Source organism: Microseira sp. BLCC-F43 (genome assembly GCF_041929235.1).
Classification (GTDB): Bacteria; Cyanobacteriota; Cyanobacteriia; order Cyanobacteriales; family Aerosakkonemataceae; genus Microseira.
Map to the genome: position 1 here is coordinate 19,027 of NZ_JBHFNP010000023.1, position 15,736 is coordinate 34,762.

Genomic DNA, 15,736 nt, shown 5'->3' on the forward strand with positions numbered 1-15,736 from the left:
AATAGAAAATAGAAGCATGTTGCCAGTTTGGCAAATGTTTGGTTGATATTTAGGATATTAATAGTAGGGAAACATCTATAGACCAAGCGAAGCGGTTGCTGGCGCAGGATCGGCATTGCCAAAATTATTTTTCAAGAGTGAGAAAACAGAGTTAGATTGCCAATTTGATAAGCAATATTACTCAGGAGAGGAGAGCAAATGGTATTTTCATTGTCTTCAGAAAACGTTATCGAGTATCTGCTGGATGTAGGTATATTGAGCGCGGCAGATGCAGCATCCGCCTTGTTTGAATCGCAAGCAGCAGGTAAGAATTTCAACCTACTGGTTAGTCTGCCAGGAAAGCGTAAGCTGCTCGTTAAACAGGAACGTTACAGTCAGAATGGTGAAACGGCGAATGAGTTCTTCAGAGAATGGCTGTTTCACAAATTTCTCCAGCAGTTTCCAGATGTGGGCAGCATTTCTGCATTCGCTTCAGAAGTACTTTCTTTTGATCCAAGCAATTCCATCCTTGTGTACAACTACCTAAGCGAGTATCTCGATCTGGGTAGTTTTTACCATCAGGAGCAAGAATTGCCGATAGCGATCGCAACTGGGGTGGGTACTGCTTTGGCGGCGCTGCATCGTGCCACTTTCAATCGCCAGGAATACCGAGATTTTATGGCACAAGATCCATCGGGGCAGCTTTGCGACGAGTTGGAGAATCCAGTTCAAGCGCTAGGGCGAATTGGATCGGAGATATTTGGCATGGTGACCGCCGAAGCGCTGAAGTACTTTGTACTATATCAGCGCTACGAGAGTCTGGGTGCAGCAATCGCAGACTTGGCAAATCACTGGCATCCTTGTTGCTTAACCCACAACGATCTGAGATTGGACAACATTTTGGTTCGCGCGGCGTGGGAGCAACCAGACAGTGGCATTGTGCGACTGATTGATTGGGAACGCTGTAGTTGGGGAGATCCAGCCTTTGATTTGGGAACTGTACTGGCAAGCTATTTAGCAATTTGGTTACGTAGCCTCGTGGTAGACTCTGCCATTGAATTAGAAGAATCTCTGCGTCTTGCTGCAACACCGCTAGGAGTTCTCCAACCTTCAATGCTTGCCCTCACCCAAGCTTATCTCAATGCTTTCCCATTGATTCTGGAGTACCGTCCTGACTTTCTCAAACGAACGATCCAGTTTGCCGGTTTTGCCCTAATTGAAAAAATTGAGGCAATGATTCAGTACCAGAAATATTTTGATAATACGGGCATTTGTATGCTCCAGGTTGCCAAGAGTTTACTGTGCCGCTCCGAGCAATCTATTGCGACAGTTTTCGGTATCCCCGAGTCGGAACTTATGCCGTTGAGCTTAACGCTTTCTTAAGTCCTGTGAGTCGAAATCCAAATTATGCTAGCTTCTCCTGCAAATCGACTGCTGACTTCACTTGAAGACATCGTCAGCAATATCCAGATCGAGTCCAACTTTTGCATTCGCCATCCCAATTATCAACCCTTCTCCCTGCCAGGGAAAGTAACAGCCAGATTTCAGCAAACGCCTGAAATTTTGCAGCATAAGTATCTTAGCCTGCTGTTGAGAAATTTCCTCTTCGGTATCTATTACAGTGGCTCGCTGCAAACCAGCTTGAATCTGAATGGCAATGCAGGGAATTTTGCCGCACACCAAAATTTAGAAAACAACACCGTACTGGGGATCGATGTGGAATTTTACCAGCGACTGCACGCCAGCAATCACGGCACAGGTTACTTTGACCCTGGGTGGCAGGTGTTAAGGGAAGAATCTGATGGGAGTCTGGCGGTGACCAAAGACGGTTTGACGCTGCACGTTGAGCGCGTTAGCGTAGCTCCTCCTGCCCAGGATCGCCATCTAAAATTAGCAGATCGATCGGCTACCGTAGGCGATCTTGTCGCTATCCCAATGCCTCGTAATCTGGTGCAAAACGGATTTTATATAGCCGTCGGCGATGCGGGTTTGGATATGAATCCCCAGACGGTGAAAATCTACTTTAATTTTACCTCTTCTGGTGCGATCGCTGTGATGGAGAGTCTAACAAAGGAGCTGAATAAAATCGGCATTCCCTTCAAATTTAAGGTGATCTACAACCCTTCTGATTACGGACGCTATGATGCGGGAGTCTTAGACTTTGATCGCAGCAATTATCAAGCCATCCGACAAATTATTCAATCTATTTATTTAGAAAATCGGTCGCACTTTCAGAGCGATGTCCCACTGTTCGCTAAGTTACTTGCGCCTGGGCTAGCTCTAGCAGAAGAACCCGAGCGCAAATTTGAATTTACTTCCCCAGACAACTTTGGGATGAACTGCTGCCAAATTGTTGCCAATGCTTTGCTAGAAGCTTTGGATAAAGGCGATGAATCTCCTGAAGCTAGGATGACATTTATTCGGCAACACTTTTCCACGTTCGGAATTGAATTGCAGCGTCCTTATCTAAATGCCAACTCTGAGGATATCTATACTCCATTAGACCTACCTGCATAACTAAGTAACTCAAGTTGCTAGTTATCTCGTTATGGCTGCTAATAGCTAATGGCTAATGGCTAATGGCTAATGGCCCAGGGGAAATTTTAACTCAAGTTGCTAGTTAACTCAAGTTGCTAGTTACATCCCTTGGCGCTGGTAATAACTCAAGTTGCTAGTTATGCTCATGGCTAATGGCTCATGGCTCATGGAGGATATTATTGTTGTGAGCTTCACATCATTCTCGCAATTAGCAATTAGCTATTAGCAACGCCCAAGTTTATAACTAGCAACTTGGGTTAATAGGTAATGACGTTAAGAGGCGTAAGCCGTGTCAGGGTAATTGTCAAGAATAGACTGCCAATTACCAATTACCAATTACCAATTACCAATTCCCAATGTCACAACTATTAAATAGCAACTTGCGTTAGTAATATGATATTACGCCGATGGATTGGGAAATGGGTAATGGGTAATGGGTAATGTCTAAAAATTTATTAATTTAAAGTTTGACAGGCTGTCAAACTTTAAGATGATCGGAACGCGAACAGATTGGGCAGAAAAATTCAACTATAATCTGAGCGACAAAACCTTGTAAGAGAGGCGTAACTGGTATGACACCTCTGCCCAATTACCGTCCCAAACAGCTTTCATTAGGGCCATTGGAAGCAGAAATTTTGCAAATTGTTTGGGAACTGGGAACGGCTACCACTAAAGACGTACACGAACGCATTATGATCGATCCAGACCGGGAATTAACCTATTCGTCGGTGACAACTGTACTACGTCGCTTGAGCGAAAAAGGTTGGCTAGAGTGCGATAAAACTAAGCGATCGTTCGCTTGGCAAGCTTTAATTTCGCGTCAGCAGGCGCAGGCGTTAAAGGCATACGAGCAGTTGCAGGGATTTCTGGCATCTGCTAACCCTGATATTGTGGCGGCGTTTGCGGATAGTCTGGACTCGGCAAGCTGCGAACAATTAGAAGCGATCGCACTGCGTATAATGGCTGTGCGTAAAGCAAGGGAGGAACAAAAATAATGCACCTAATCATCATCCTGGCGGCACTTTTGTTAGCCTGGTATCTCCGACTCCAATGGTCTAATTCAGCACAAAATTGGGCAAAACGTTGGCAATGCGCCCTATTATGTTTTGCCCTTCCCCCGCTGCTGTTGATAATCACAGCAGCTTCGATCATCTGCATGGGACCAAATGGATATATGGCAGATTTGGACAATGGATGGTTTAGCTATTTCTTAGCTTTGGGTTTTGGCGGATGGGTCCTAGTAAAATGGCTGCAACTGGCGTTCCGGGGATATGGTGGCGTGCAACAAATTCGCGCTTCAACTCAAACTAATATCGGCGATAAATCTGCCCGTATTTTGGAGACATCTGCTTTATTTTCGGCTCAAATTGGGTTTTGGCAACCTGAATTAGTTGTCAGTCAAGGGTTGTTAGAAAAGCTGGATATGGCGCATCTGGAGGCAGTATTAGCTCACGAACAAGGGCATTATTATTACCGAGATACGTTTTGGTTTTTCTGGCTGGGTTGGTTGCGTTCTTTCACTTTTTGGTTGCCAAATACAGAGGCGTTGTGGGAGGAATTATTAGCTTTGCGAGAACTGCGTGCAGATCGTTGGGCCGCCGAGCGGGTCGATCCGTTGCTGTTAGCTGAATCTTTATTGTTTGTTGCCAGCGACAGGGTACAATTGATGGAACATTTCTGTGCTGCATTTAGTCAATATGTGAGGCGAAATCGCTTGGAGGAAAGGATAGAAGCGCTGTTAACACCTGATTCTTCACCTGGTTTAAATTGGTGGGATTGGAGTTGGTTGTTTTTGGCGTTTGTGCCGTTGTTTGCTGTGCCTTTTCATGGTTAATTTTGTCAATTTTTTAACCGCAGAGGCGCAGAGGACGCAGAGGAAGAGAAAAGAGAAAGAGTAGTTTAATTGCCTAGGGTGCGTTAACGCAGTGTAACGCACCATTTTTGTTGGTGCGTTAGGCGCGGCTTGCCATTTTTTGCCAAAATTCAGTAGACCGAAAAGTTCTGCGACCGCCAAAAAATAGTAGTTGACAATACCGTTTTTTGCTAAATGTACAAAAGCTGTTTGCTTATGAGAAAGGATAAAATTAGCCAATCAATTTAACCCCCAAAATCAATAGTCAGATAAACTTCACAGGTTACCCCATAGTTGCGGTCTAGTGTTTGACGTAAAAGACCTTTACGCTTACTAATTTCATCTATGCTTAAACGTTCAACTCTAATCCAGTCTTTTTTTTTCAGTTGATTGCTGACCGACTTAAAGATGCTTTCAACTATTTCTATGCTCAACTGCTCCTCACGTCCCACCTGTTCAATTTTAGAATAAACCACTCGTTGGTAAATCTGCGCTTCATATCTTTTTGTTTGTTTATACCTCCAGGTAATAAAATCTAGTTGTTCTGTGAAATATTTTTGACAGCGACGACAATAAAACTGTCGCCTCGGTACCCGCAAATATACTGGTTGACCAAACCCTGGCAAATCTCGCACTAATAAAGTTGTCCGACGATGTAACTCTTGACTTGATTGCTCGCAACGATAACAATTAACTTGTGCGGCTAAGATTTTGATATCGAAAAAGATACATCCCTCTAGTTAGCTAGAGCTCTCTACAGTAATACCCGGTAATTTGAGCAAATCATCAACTGGAGAGTTCATTGTTAAACTTAGCTCCACATACAATTAGCATCAAATCAGAATCAATCCCAATCACCGACATTTTTTTGGACTTGCCAAGCCCCAATTTCTTACTATATCATTATTTTATTTTTTGAGCTAAATTGATTTGTAAAAATTATTATTGAATTACGAGATATTCCTTGTGTTACTAAATAAACCATCGCGTTAGTATATTAATTTTGCTTATAACAAGCAGCCTGATTACCTTTTACAGGTATTATCCGCTCTCGCTCCTGCTGGGCACTGATATCAAAATTAAGAGCATAACTGCTATTGTAATAAACCTCCGTAAGATGACGGCAAAAGTATGGTAAGATAGATGGAACAAATCATCAAAATGGAGAATCTAATGTCGTTTAAAGTTACTGGACGAGTGTACGAAGTCGAAAGTGGTAATGGTATTCCTAACCTAATTATCGAAGCCTTTGACAAGGATATTATTAAAAGCGATAAGTTAGGACAAGTGAAGACCAGCGATGGCAGCTTTGAAATTAATTAGGATCGAGCAGATTTTCAAGGCAAATTTGAGAAAATTGAAGGCAATCACGAGCTATATATTGTGGGGAAAAACCTGACATAAGTAAAATATTGTACAGCAGCGAGAATAACATTCGTAATGAGGCAAAGAATAATGAACATTTTGATGTGGCAATTCCCAAAGCTACCTTAATGGCAAATAAAGAAAGGTTTTCAAAAGATAATAAGCAGTTAGTAAAACTCCTGAGCGGTATTGCCTGGATTGATGGGGTACTAGAACCTGGAGAACAAGCATTTTGGCAACGGATAATAAATGAGAAAGGACTGGCTGAAGATCCGGAGATTAAATCCTTGTTATCGGTAGATAAGCTAGTACAGCCAGAAGAATGTTATAGCTGGTTACAAGCATATTTAGGAAATAATTGTTCAGACAAAGATTTTCAGGAGTTGTATGAAGCCCTTAACTCCCTGATGTATAGCGATGGTACGTTGGATAGCGAGGAAAAGGAACTTTTAGCAGAGATTGCAGCCACAGAGGTAGCGAACGCCCAAAGTCACCAACTTACTCTACAGCGCCGACTCATGAGCATGATGCTCGATAGCAAATTCCTGGCTAACGTACTACAGATGGAGCGCTCATCAATGGTTAGTCAAACAGCAATCGGGACGGGCTATTATGCTCGCGTCCCCTATCAAGTCATCAGTCGCTTCAGCACCACTGCGAGTACCAAAATTCTCGCGGATGATATGGCGAAGCTATATTTAACAAAACCTGCGGAATTCCCCATCCGCCTATGGGGTGGGGATGAATAGCAGGGGAAAAATTAGGGGTTCGATACCCCTGATTTTCCCAATCTCCCGCCAGATTGATTTTGAATATATTTTTTGACTGTCTCCAGAGGCGCTCCACCACAAGAAACAATACACTTGGAATCATGCCATAGCTTGGCTTTTCCCCAATAATACTTATCAATTTCCGGTTTATACTTCTCTCTAAGAACCCTGCTACTAGCAGACTTAAGGGAAGCAATCAAATCGGAAATATTATTATCTGGATGCAGATCGATGAGCAGGTGAACGTGGTCAGCTTCGCCATTGCAGTCGGACAGCTTTGACTGATTCGCACTTAACACTCGCTCAAACACGTGCTTCATATCCTGAAGCAAATGCTTGCGTAAGCACTTTCCGCCTATATTTGGTCACAAAGACAATATGCAGGTGGATTGAGAAAACGACATGAGAGCCGCTGTGTAGTTTAGTCATGCAACCTTCTTGTCATATCTAAAAAACTTGATACAGTAATTTTATGGCACAACACTAACTGAAGCGAATCAGAACGGTAAGTAGCGCATGGCGACAAGAAGGCAGACATTTCGACTGTACCCCAACAAACTGCAAGAGAATAAGCTGTTTGAGGCACGGAGAAATCATGCCTACCTATACAATGCCTGCATAGCTGATCGTCGCTATGAGTGGAGAGCCTCTCAAAAAACCGTTACTTATTTTGAGCAGCAGAATTGCTTGCCTGCATTCAAAAAAGAATGGATTGAGTTTGCTTATTTGCACTCACAAGCACTGCAAGCTACGGTCAAGCGTGTCGATTTGGCTTATGGTGCATTTTTTCAAGGATTAAGCAAGAGATCCACCAAATTTAAGTCAATTCGCGACTACTCTGGTTGGACTTACCCAGCTACATCTGGTTGGAAGGTCAATAGCAACGGCAAGCATGGAAGCGTTACCCTAAACGATTTGGGGATCACGATTAGGATGCGCGGTCAATCAAAACAGTGGGGCGTTCCTCCCACCTTAACTATTGTTTACAAGCCAGGTACAAACCAATGGTTTGCATCATTTACTGTTGAAGTTACGACGCCAGAAACCAGATTTGGTTCGGGTTCAGACTTGAATTACAAATCAATAGTATGGTTTGATTTAGGTACAGAAACGGCACTAACTCTTTATGAAGGGAAAACTTTTAACGAACTGGAAAATCCACGCTTTACCCAGCGGTGTGAGCATTTAGTCAAGCGAAAGTCTTCAGCTTTGAGACGCAAGCGCGCACCTAACAGAAAAAAGAAAGTCAAAGCCTCAAGGCGTTGGAAGAAAGCGAGAAAACAGGTATCTAGGCTGCAAAGAAAAGTAGCTAATCAGCGCCAGGATTGGCAGCACAAGGTTACATCAGAGATTGCCAGTCGTTATGACATCGGTGTAACCGAACAGTTGAATACCAACTCGATGACGCGCAAATCAAAAAAAGGCAGCAAACGTAAAAAGCAGAAAGCCGGACTCAATAAGTCAATTCTTTCTGTTGGGTTTAGTACGCTTAATAAAATGATGGCGTACAAGATCGAACAAAAAGGTGGTTTGATGTTGATACTGCCGACAAAACAAATAAAACCATCACAGCGCTGTCCTAATTGTGGAATAGTCCATAAAGATTGGGCAGATTTATCAAATCGCTATCATGTTTGTAGCGATTGCGGATTTGAAACGCCTCGCGATAGAGGTTCGGTGATGGTTTTATATAACGTTGCGACTAATTCGCAACCGGGGTTAGGAACTAGCCTCGTAGACTACGGATGTTTGAGCTTCTACCAATTCGACGAGTAGGCGCAAGCATACTGGTTCGATGCGGCAACTGAAGCAAGTGAAGAGTCAAAAGCCTAGCCATTTTTCGGATGAGGGACTAGAAACCCCGTCCGTCTATAGGTTGGGGTAGTTCATAGCGAACCGTACCCATTGACATACCAGCCCCGGTGATGATGCATGATTTTGCCATTACTGAACGCTACACCATTTTCCTAGATATGCCGCTGACTTTCAAACCGATGCGAATCATGCAAGGTCAGCTACCGATTAAGTTTGAGCCGCAAAACCCCAGCCGTATTGGCATCCTACCGCGCAATGGTGATAATCGGACAATCCGCTGGTTTGAGGTTTCTGCCTGTATGCTCTACCATGTGGGTAATGCTTGGGAAGAAGGAGACGAGGTGGTACTCTTCGCTACCCGAACACCAGATACCTATCTATTTATTCCTCAAGAAGACAAAGGTGAAGGTGGGGAAACCGAGTTTGAACAATTCCGCCTGTATCGCTATCGCATCAACCTAGGGACGGGTGTGGTCAAACAAGAGGCTTTGGACGATCTTGCCACAGAATTTCCTCGCATCAACGATGATTTCACGGGTCGGAAAACACGTTATATGTACGCTTCACGGCAAGCTACCTACATGAGACCCAGACTATTATTGGATGGTTTGATTAAGTATGATTTGGAAACTGGTAGCTCGCAAGTACATGAATTTGGACGGGGACGCTTTGGCGGTGATAGTGCGTTTGCACCTCGACCTGGTGCTACTGCTGAGGACGATGGTTGGTTGCTGACGATGGTCTGGGATGCGGTAGTCAAGCAGTCTGAGTTACTGGTTATTGATGCCCAAAACTTCACATCTGAACCTATAGCACGGGTACTTATGCCTCAGCGCGTTCCTTACGGTTTCCATGCTGCCTGGATCTCGTCTGTTGCCATGGGTAAGTGACGGTAAACCCACATCTTGCACCTGGCATGGGCGAGACGGGCAGGATGCCCATCCCACAAGAAAAACCAGCCTCTTGTGGGGTGGGCGTCCCGCCCGCCCAGTCTATTGGTGCAAGATGTGAGTAAACCCACATTCAGTAGACCAAAAACTTTTGCCCTCGCGAGCGCAGATCGGGTCTGCCTTGACTGGGATACTGGGAAAAATGCATTCAAAAATACATTTTTTTCCGAGTTTCCCAGTCAGAACTTATATAAGTAAACTAACTCAATAGCTAATCGCTAATGGCTATTAGCAATTAGCCATCCATTATTGGACATGATATTAAATCCCGCGTCCGCACCATTTTTGCTGGTGCGTTACGCCGCGGATTGCCATTTTTTGCCAAAATTGCCCCATAAAATGCCGCGCCTAACGCACCCTACAGTAATTTAATTTTTAATCGCTAATAAAGTTTAGATGTTCGCCGGGGAGTCTTCGCATTTCTTCTAAATAACCTTGCAATTGCAGTTGTCCTTGTTCTAAAAATATAATCCAATCGGCTCGATGAATGGCGCTGGGACGATGGCTAATTAAAATGGTGGTTTTACCCCTGCGGTAAGTTAGCAATTGGGTTAAGATGTGCGCTTCGCTTACTGGGTCAAGTCCGGCGGTGGATTCATCTAATATTAGTATGGGTGGGTTGTTAAGAATTGCTCTGGCAATGGCTAATCTTTGTCTTTGTCCGCCGGAAAGATTGGCACCAAATTCTCCTAAAACTGTTTGGTATTTGTCGGGTAGTTGACTGATAAATTCATCTGCACCAACTATTTGGCAAGCTTGAACTATTGATTCTAAGCCTATTTGAGGAGATGCTAAACGGAAGTTTTCAATAATCGTGCGACTCCAGAAGTGTGCGTCTTGAGGAACTAAGACGACTTGTTGGCGCAAGCATTCTAAGGAAAGGTCTTGCAGGTTGTAGGAACCGATGCGAATATTACCAGATTGGGGTAGATATAAACCTGTTAAAAGTTTTGCCAATGTGCTTTTACCGCACCCAGATTTACCGATGACGGCGATAACTGTTCCCCCGGGGATTTTGACGGAAAAGTCTTCTATAAGATCGGTTCTTCCTGGATAGTGAAAGTTGATGCGATCGCATACAATATCCGCGTCATCGGGAAGCTTGACAAAGCTTCTTTTCGCCTCGCCTAAATTCTCTGGTGTTGCTTCAATAACTTCGGTTAATCTTTCGGTTGCTGTACTGACGCGACTGAATTCATCGATGAATCCAATCGCGGTATTAATGAAGGCAATAAAGTTGCCGTTCATTGTGTTAAATGCCAGTAATTGTCCGATTGTGATTTCTTTATTTATCGTCAAGTAACTGCCAATCCATAATAATGCGATCGCGCCCACTCCCGATATCAGTTCTGATGCTGTTTTATTCACAATCGCAATTTGAATCGTTCGGAATGTCTGATTTGCCAGTTGCCCAAATCTGCTCTGAAATTCTGACCAAAATTGCCTTTCTGCACCAATGGTTTTGAGAGCGATCGCGCCTTTAAATGTTTCGACTAAAACTCCTTGATTCTCTGCTTCTAAAACCAATACTTTCCTTATCTTTTGTTGTAATGTAGGATAAAATATTAAAGTAATTACCATCATCAAAAATGCTAAGCAACCGGAGAAGATAGCCAGCTTCCTGCTATAAAATACCATTAATCCGAAAGAAACCAGCGCCACAAAAAACTGGCTGGGTAAACTAATAATAACTTGGGCAGTTAGTTGATTAACTTCTTGGATATCGCGCAAACGACTAAGCACTTCGCCGCTGCGGCGAGACTCGTAATAAGTCAGGGGTAAGCGCAGAATTGCCCTACCAAATTCTAAAACTAAACCCAATTCTAACCGCTGGGCAAAATGCGCTACAAGGTTCGATTGAATTAATCCTAAACTACTGCTGATGACATTGGCGAATGCAATCGCTACTGCTACCCCCGTCAGCAGTTTTGTATCCCCCCGCACCAGCACTTCGTCGGTGAGAATTTGAATCAGAAACGGTGTAGTTAAAGAAAGTAATCCGACAAATAGATTAATTAATACCGCTTCCCCTAAAATCCCCCCATAGGGCAAAACTCGCCGCAAAAATCGCCCAAAACCCTTGACTGTATCGTCATTTTGTGATGCGAATTTTACCGGATCTGGCTCTAATAAAAGCATCGCCCAATCTGTCCAAGCTTGGGCTAATTCTTTTTTGGAAAGATAGCGAATACCTACCGCTGGATCGGCAACTGCATACTTCCACCCCCGCTTGCCATACAATACAACCCAATGATTGCCTTTCCAATGGATAATTGCTGGCATTGGTGCTTCATTTATTCTATCTAAAATTTCCGGCGATGCTCGCACCGCACGAGCATTAAAACCGAGGGATTCTGCACCTTGTTGTAACCCCAGTAAAGTTGTTCCTAATTGTCCCGTACCTACCGCTTCCCGAATCCGATTTATCCCCAAATTACGTCGATATTTCTTAGCAATAGAAGCGAGGCAAGCTGCACCGCAATCTTCTTCATTTTGCTGAAGCACGCATGGATAAATCATCGCTTTTTTATATGCCAAACAAGGCATCTGTAACATAACAGATGCCTATTTTACTTAACTCACTCTTTCGACTTACGACGATCTTATAAACCGGGTTTCTGCGTTCATAGAAACCCGGTTTCTTTGCGTAAGTCGTGAACTATTTGGATGCGAGTCCCAACCAACTTAATTTTTGGCGAGAATTGAGGCACATAGACTTCCCGCCTGGTTTGCATCCACCGTTTAGCGACGCAGCTTCTTTAGCTGTCATTTCCGTGAACAGAGGTGCTTTGTTTTCTTGTTTCTTCATTGTCTTTGCTCTCCTGCTTTTACAATATTTAAATTTAGTTCTTCTGAATCAGATAGTCAAGTATCTTTCCGAGCGTTTTATTAATAAATAAAAATGTAATAGGCGATACCGCACTCTGCAAAAACATAGCAGAATGCAGCTAAAACAATCCCTCGTCGTTTGGCTGGAAACTTAGCTAATATACAACAAAAAAATCTTTTTGTCTTTGACAGCTTGTCAAAGACAAAATCGAGTCATAGCGTTTAAAATAAAACCTTGTGTGTGAAGAGCGAACGAATGAGTGCGTTAACCGTGAAACTAAGTCTTCTAGGACTTCAGACAGTTATTGCTGGGGTAGCTTTACTCAACATCAACCCAGTTTTAGCCAATTCAAATCAACCGCAAACTAAAGTAGAGTTTCTGGAATCTCAAAATTCCCATAATGCTAATGATTTGTTGTCCGGAGGTATTCTGGATCGATCAATTGAACGAAATTATATTATCGAAGTTGAAGAAATAGCCCAAACTAAATCAAGATCAAATTCCCCCAGGTTTAACCCTTGGTCAATCTCAGCAGAAGCTTTATTTCTGACTCGCAATATTCCCGGTGGAATTACGACCTCGGAATTTTATGATGTCAATACAGCTGAAACTGGGGAAACTTTAGGGACGGACAATTTAGACTTTAACTACGAACTAGGAACGAGGGTAACCCTTGGCTACAGTTTCAATCCAAAGAATAGTTTAAACTTTTCATTCTTTGGATTGCAAAACTTTGAAACTTCCGCCAGAATCACCGCACCTGCACCGGGATTTCCCAATCCGATTATCGTTCAAGCCGATTTAGACGATACGCCAATTTTTACACCCTTTGATTCGTTTGGAGATCGAATAAACGTTTTAGATCAGCCGCCACCTGTGGGACAAGGAAATGGTAATTTTGACATTACCAGGTCGTTTATTTCCGGCTACGAACACAGAATCAGCTACGAATCAAAATTGTACAACTTCGAGTTAAACTATCAGCGCGATCTCGGTTCAACTAGAACCTTTAGACCTTCTTTAATAGTAGGATTGCGCTACATGGGCGCACCAGAAGAGTTTAGCTTAAATACGGGAGGTGCAGCAGCATTGCCCGCACAGGGATTGCTTTCTGTTCCTAGAGGAGAATACAAAGTTGAGACAAAAAATAACTTATTTGGGATTCAAATAGGGGCGAATGTCGATGTTGACCTCAGTCGCAATTTTACTATCGGGTTGCGCGGCAAAGCAGGGGTATTTGGCAATCATGGGGAACAAAACAGTACCATCAGCGCCTTTGATTTTGATACGGGAAATCTAGTAGACAGAATTGAGGATGGGGAAACCAGATGGACTGTCGCGCCAATCTTAGAAGCAACTATATCTGCTGACTGGCGCGTCAGTCAAAATATTAGCTTAACCGCTGGGTTTAATGTAATGTATGTCAGCGGCGTCGCTTTGGCACCCAGACAACTCGATGATTTTGCTTCAACGGGTAAATTTGGTAGCATCGATTTCGATGGAAGTAGTTTTTATTATGGCCCTTCGGTGGGGATAAAAGTTGTTTTTTGATATCCGCTTATGCTTGGCAAGTCGAATCCAGAATATCTACCTTTAGTTAGCAGCGATGAATTTCTGCCATCGGTGAGTCGATGGACGAGTTTGGGAGGATTATTTTTAATCGGAACTTGTGGGGCGGCTTTGGCGATCGCAAACCAAACCCGGTACAATGTTACCGTGAGAGCCGAAGCGACCGTCCGTCCTTCTGGCGAGGTTCGCCTTGTCCAAGCAATCACCGAAGGTATGGTCAAAAGCATCCCCGTAAAAGAGAATACCCCAGTTAAACAAGGCGATGCGATCGCTTTGATCGATGACTCGTCCCTGCAAACCAAAAAAAGCCAATTTCAAGACAATATTCAGCAAAATCAACTGCAAATAAATCAAATAGCTGCTCAAATCAATTCTATCGCCACTCAAATCGCCGCCGAAACCCGCGCCACCGAACGCGCTATTGCTGCCGCTACCGCAGAATTAAGCCGAAACCAACGGGATTTTCAACAGCGACAAATTACCACCCAAACCTCTGTTCAACAAGCAGAAGCTAATCTAAAAATAGCCGAAGCTGAAGTCCAAAAAGCCGAACAAGAATATTGGCAAGCCACCGCTAATTTAGAAACAATTAAAGCTAATTTAAAAGCAGCAGAAGCCAACTTAAAAGCCGCTCAAACTAAACGCGATCGCTATAAACCTTTAGCCGCATCCGGGGCAATTTCCCTGCAACAATTGCAGGAAGCAGAATTAGCCATCCAGCAACAAGAACAAGCAGTTTTGGCACAAAAAGCTGCCGTAGAAGCGCAAAAAAAAGCCGTCCTCGCACAAGCGCAAACCATTGAACGACAAAAACAAACAGTTGCAGCTGCTTTCGCTAAATTAGAAGCAGAAAAAGCCGCATTAAATCCTAGTACTGCACCAATTACGATCTCCCGCGATCGCATCGCACAAGAAAAAGCCAAAGGCGACGCTACATTAGCCACTTTAACTAAAGAACAACAAGCTTTAATTGGGCGTCGCTTACAACTACAAAATCAAATCTTAACCGATACCCGCGAGATCGAACAAATTGAAAAAGACTTGCAAAAAACTACCCTGCGTTCTCCCGTCGATGGTACTATTTTGCAATTAAACTTGCGAAATTCAGGTCAAACCGTGCGACTGGGAGATTCAATTGCCCAAATTGCTCCTAATAATGCCGCAATTGTTGTCAAAGCTCGCATAAAAGCTCAAGATATTGGTAAAATTAAATTAGGGCAAACAGCCCAATTGCAAATATCCGCTTATCCCTATCCGGATTATGGCACTTTACCTGCAAAGGTGAGCGCGATCGCTCCCGATGCGATCGCAAATCCCCACAATAACTCCCCCTACTACGAAGTTACCCTCCAACCAGAAAAAAATTATTTGACTCGCAGCAATATCCAGTATCCCATTCAACCAGGAATGGCTGTCACCGCGGATATTATTTCCAGAGAAGAAACCGTTTTAACCTTTATTCTCCGCCAAGCTAGGTTGTTAGCTGATGTGTAAATTTATTCAATCACAAACCCATTTTAACGCGTTGCTAGCGACAAGGCGTCCCCAAATTGTAAAATGCCGTGTCGCTACAGATTATCAAACAAATTAACGCGTTGCTAGCGACACGGCATCCCCAAATTGTAAAATGCCGTGTCCCTACAGATTATCAAACAGATTGAATCAAATTACGATAGAATGTTTAAACAACTTATCGTTATAGCGCCGCACTTCTAGAATCCGGTTGTTCTCATCTACAATAACGACAGTGGGAGAATAGTTTTTTAGTTCTTCCGCTGTAAACTGAGCGTAGGTCATAATAATCAAGCGATCGCCTGCCATTCCCAGTCTAGCGGCGGCGCCGTTGAGTTCGATCGCGCCTGAGTTTGGTGGGGCGACTATCGCGTAGGTAATAAAACGCTCACCGTTAGCGACGTTAACAACTTGTACCTGCTCGTAAGGTAAAATTCCGGCAGCATCTAAAAGCGTTTCATCGATGCTGATACTGCCCATGTAATTAAGATTTGATGCCGTGAGCGTGCATCTGTGAATTTTAGCTGCAAGGAGCGTTCGTTGCATAATTAATTTC

16 protein-coding genes are annotated in these 15,736 nt (G+C 43.5%); 10 read left to right on the plus strand and 6 right to left on the minus strand.

Annotated elements, in window-relative coordinates; translation table 11 throughout:
* The first annotated feature begins 198 nt into the window (after positions 1–198).
* From ACE1CM_RS03255 to ACE1CM_RS03270, 4 genes are all read left to right on the plus strand, one after another.
* A complete protein-coding gene (locus ACE1CM_RS03255; protein ID WP_374875973.1) occupies positions 199–1,362 on the plus strand; it encodes an aminoglycoside phosphotransferase family protein in 1,164 nt (387 codons plus the stop codon).
* Between the two features lie 24 nt (positions 1,363–1,386).
* The gene (locus ACE1CM_RS03260; protein WP_374875974.1) at positions 1,387–2,496 is read left to right on the plus strand and encodes a T3SS effector HopA1 family protein; all 1,110 of its coding nucleotides are present in this window, start codon (positions 1,387–1,389) and stop codon (positions 2,494–2,496) included.
* 593 nt (positions 2,497–3,089) lie between these two features.
* Entirely contained in the window at positions 3,090–3,512 is a 423-nt protein-coding gene (locus ACE1CM_RS03265) for a BlaI/MecI/CopY family transcriptional regulator (RefSeq protein WP_374875975.1), read from the plus strand.
* On the plus strand, positions 3,512–4,351 hold the full coding sequence (locus ACE1CM_RS03270) for a M56 family metallopeptidase (RefSeq protein WP_374875976.1): 840 nt from the start codon (positions 3,512–3,514) through the stop codon (positions 4,349–4,351). The genes ACE1CM_RS03265 and ACE1CM_RS03270 overlap by 1 nt, the downstream gene beginning before the upstream one ends.
* Before the next feature lie 263 nt (positions 4,352–4,614).
* Here ACE1CM_RS03270 and ACE1CM_RS03275 read toward each other — a convergent pair whose 3' ends face one another.
* Positions 4,615–5,097, minus strand: coding sequence for a transposase family protein (locus ACE1CM_RS03275; protein WP_374876009.1), 483 nt, complete (start codon positions 5,095–5,097; stop codon positions 4,615–4,617).
* A 445-nt stretch (positions 5,098–5,542) separates the two neighbouring features.
* Between ACE1CM_RS03275 and ACE1CM_RS03280 the strand changes: the two genes are divergently transcribed.
* Positions 5,543–5,692: a hypothetical protein gene (locus tag ACE1CM_RS03280; RefSeq protein ID WP_374875977.1), complete on the plus strand. Its 150-nt coding sequence runs from the start codon at positions 5,543–5,545 to the stop codon at positions 5,690–5,692.
* A gap of 89 nt (positions 5,693–5,781) precedes the next feature.
* A complete protein-coding gene (locus ACE1CM_RS03285) occupies positions 5,782–6,483 on the plus strand; it encodes a TerB family tellurite resistance protein (protein ID WP_374875978.1) in 702 nt (233 codons plus the stop codon).
* Between the two features lie 11 nt (positions 6,484–6,494).
* On the opposite strand, the gene tnpA is transcribed toward ACE1CM_RS03285, so the two are convergent.
* Both tnpA and ACE1CM_RS03295 read right to left on the minus strand, forming a co-directional pair.
* Positions 6,495–6,863, minus strand: coding sequence for an IS200/IS605 family transposase (gene tnpA, locus ACE1CM_RS03290; protein ID WP_374876010.1), 369 nt, complete (start codon positions 6,861–6,863; stop codon positions 6,495–6,497).
* Positions 6,808–6,933, minus strand: a complete 126-nt coding sequence (locus ACE1CM_RS03295; RefSeq protein ID WP_374875979.1) for a transposase — start codon at positions 6,931–6,933, stop codon at positions 6,808–6,810. The genes tnpA and ACE1CM_RS03295 overlap by 56 nt, the downstream gene beginning before the upstream one ends.
* Before the next feature lie 87 nt (positions 6,934–7,020).
* On the opposite strand from ACE1CM_RS03295, the gene ACE1CM_RS03300 reads away from it, so the two are divergent.
* Together ACE1CM_RS03300 and ACE1CM_RS03305 are read left to right on the plus strand one after the other, a co-directional pair.
* Positions 7,021–8,280, plus strand: coding sequence for an RNA-guided endonuclease InsQ/TnpB family protein (locus tag ACE1CM_RS03300; protein ID WP_374875980.1), 1,260 nt, complete (start codon positions 7,021–7,023; stop codon positions 8,278–8,280).
* 128 nt (positions 8,281–8,408) lie between these two features.
* A complete protein-coding gene (locus ACE1CM_RS03305; protein ID WP_374876011.1) occupies positions 8,409–9,209 on the plus strand; it encodes a carotenoid oxygenase family protein in 801 nt (266 codons plus the stop codon).
* 435 nt (positions 9,210–9,644) lie between these two features.
* On the opposite strand, the gene ACE1CM_RS03310 is transcribed toward ACE1CM_RS03305, so the two are convergent.
* Both ACE1CM_RS03310 and ACE1CM_RS03315 read right to left on the minus strand, forming a co-directional pair.
* A complete protein-coding gene (locus tag ACE1CM_RS03310; RefSeq protein WP_374875981.1) occupies positions 9,645–11,825 on the minus strand; it encodes a peptidase domain-containing ABC transporter in 2,181 nt (726 codons plus the stop codon).
* 103 nt (positions 11,826–11,928) lie between these two features.
* Positions 11,929–12,078, minus strand: a complete 150-nt coding sequence (locus ACE1CM_RS03315) for a hypothetical protein (RefSeq protein WP_374875982.1) — start codon at positions 12,076–12,078, stop codon at positions 11,929–11,931.
* Between the two features lie 276 nt (positions 12,079–12,354).
* Here ACE1CM_RS03315 and ACE1CM_RS03320 point away from each other — a divergent pair, with 276 nt between their 5' ends.
* Together ACE1CM_RS03320 and ACE1CM_RS03325 are read left to right on the plus strand one after the other, a co-directional pair.
* The gene (locus ACE1CM_RS03320; protein WP_374875983.1) at positions 12,355–13,650 is read left to right on the plus strand and encodes an Lpg1974 family pore-forming outer membrane protein; all 1,296 of its coding nucleotides are present in this window, start codon (positions 12,355–12,357) and stop codon (positions 13,648–13,650) included.
* Between the two features lie 9 nt (positions 13,651–13,659).
* Entirely contained in the window at positions 13,660–15,162 is a 1,503-nt protein-coding gene (locus ACE1CM_RS03325; protein ID WP_374875985.1) for an HlyD family efflux transporter periplasmic adaptor subunit, read from the plus strand.
* Between the two features lie 168 nt (positions 15,163–15,330).
* On the opposite strand, the gene panD is transcribed toward ACE1CM_RS03325, so the two are convergent.
* A complete protein-coding gene (gene panD, locus ACE1CM_RS03330) occupies positions 15,331–15,726 on the minus strand; it encodes an aspartate 1-decarboxylase (protein WP_374875986.1) in 396 nt (131 codons plus the stop codon).
* Between the last annotated feature and the right edge of the window lie 10 nt (positions 15,727–15,736).

Bases quoted from the DNA above. Each gene is read 5' to 3' on its own strand.
- ACE1CM_RS03255 (WP_374875973.1), top strand. From the start codon at position 199: ATGGTATTTTCATTGTCTTCAGAAAACGTTATCGAGTATCTGCTGGAT.
- ACE1CM_RS03260 (WP_374875974.1), top strand. From the start codon at position 1,387: ATGCTAGCTTCTCCTGCAAATCGACTGCTGACTTCACTTGAAGACATC.
- ACE1CM_RS03265 (WP_374875975.1), top strand. From the start codon at position 3,090: ATGACACCTCTGCCCAATTACCGTCCCAAACAGCTTTCATTAGGGCCA.
- ACE1CM_RS03270 (WP_374875976.1), top strand. From the start codon at position 3,512: ATGCACCTAATCATCATCCTGGCGGCACTTTTGTTAGCCTGGTATCTC.
- ACE1CM_RS03280 (WP_374875977.1), top strand. From the start codon at position 5,543: ATGTCGTTTAAAGTTACTGGACGAGTGTACGAAGTCGAAAGTGGTAAT.
- ACE1CM_RS03295 (WP_374875979.1), bottom strand. From the start codon at position 6,933: ATGACTAAACTACACAGCGGCTCTCATGTCGTTTTCTCAATCCACCTG.
- ACE1CM_RS03300 (WP_374875980.1), top strand. From the start codon at position 7,021: ATGGCGACAAGAAGGCAGACATTTCGACTGTACCCCAACAAACTGCAA.
- ACE1CM_RS03310 (WP_374875981.1), bottom strand. From the start codon at position 11,825: ATGTTACAGATGCCTTGTTTGGCATATAAAAAAGCGATGATTTATCCA.
- ACE1CM_RS03315 (WP_374875982.1), bottom strand. From the start codon at position 12,078: ATGAAGAAACAAGAAAACAAAGCACCTCTGTTCACGGAAATGACAGCT.
- ACE1CM_RS03320 (WP_374875983.1), top strand. From the start codon at position 12,355: ATGAGTGCGTTAACCGTGAAACTAAGTCTTCTAGGACTTCAGACAGTT.
- ACE1CM_RS03325 (WP_374875985.1), top strand. From the start codon at position 13,660: ATGCTTGGCAAGTCGAATCCAGAATATCTACCTTTAGTTAGCAGCGAT.
- panD (WP_374875986.1), bottom strand. From the start codon at position 15,726: ATGCAACGAACGCTCCTTGCAGCTAAAATTCACAGATGCACGCTCACG.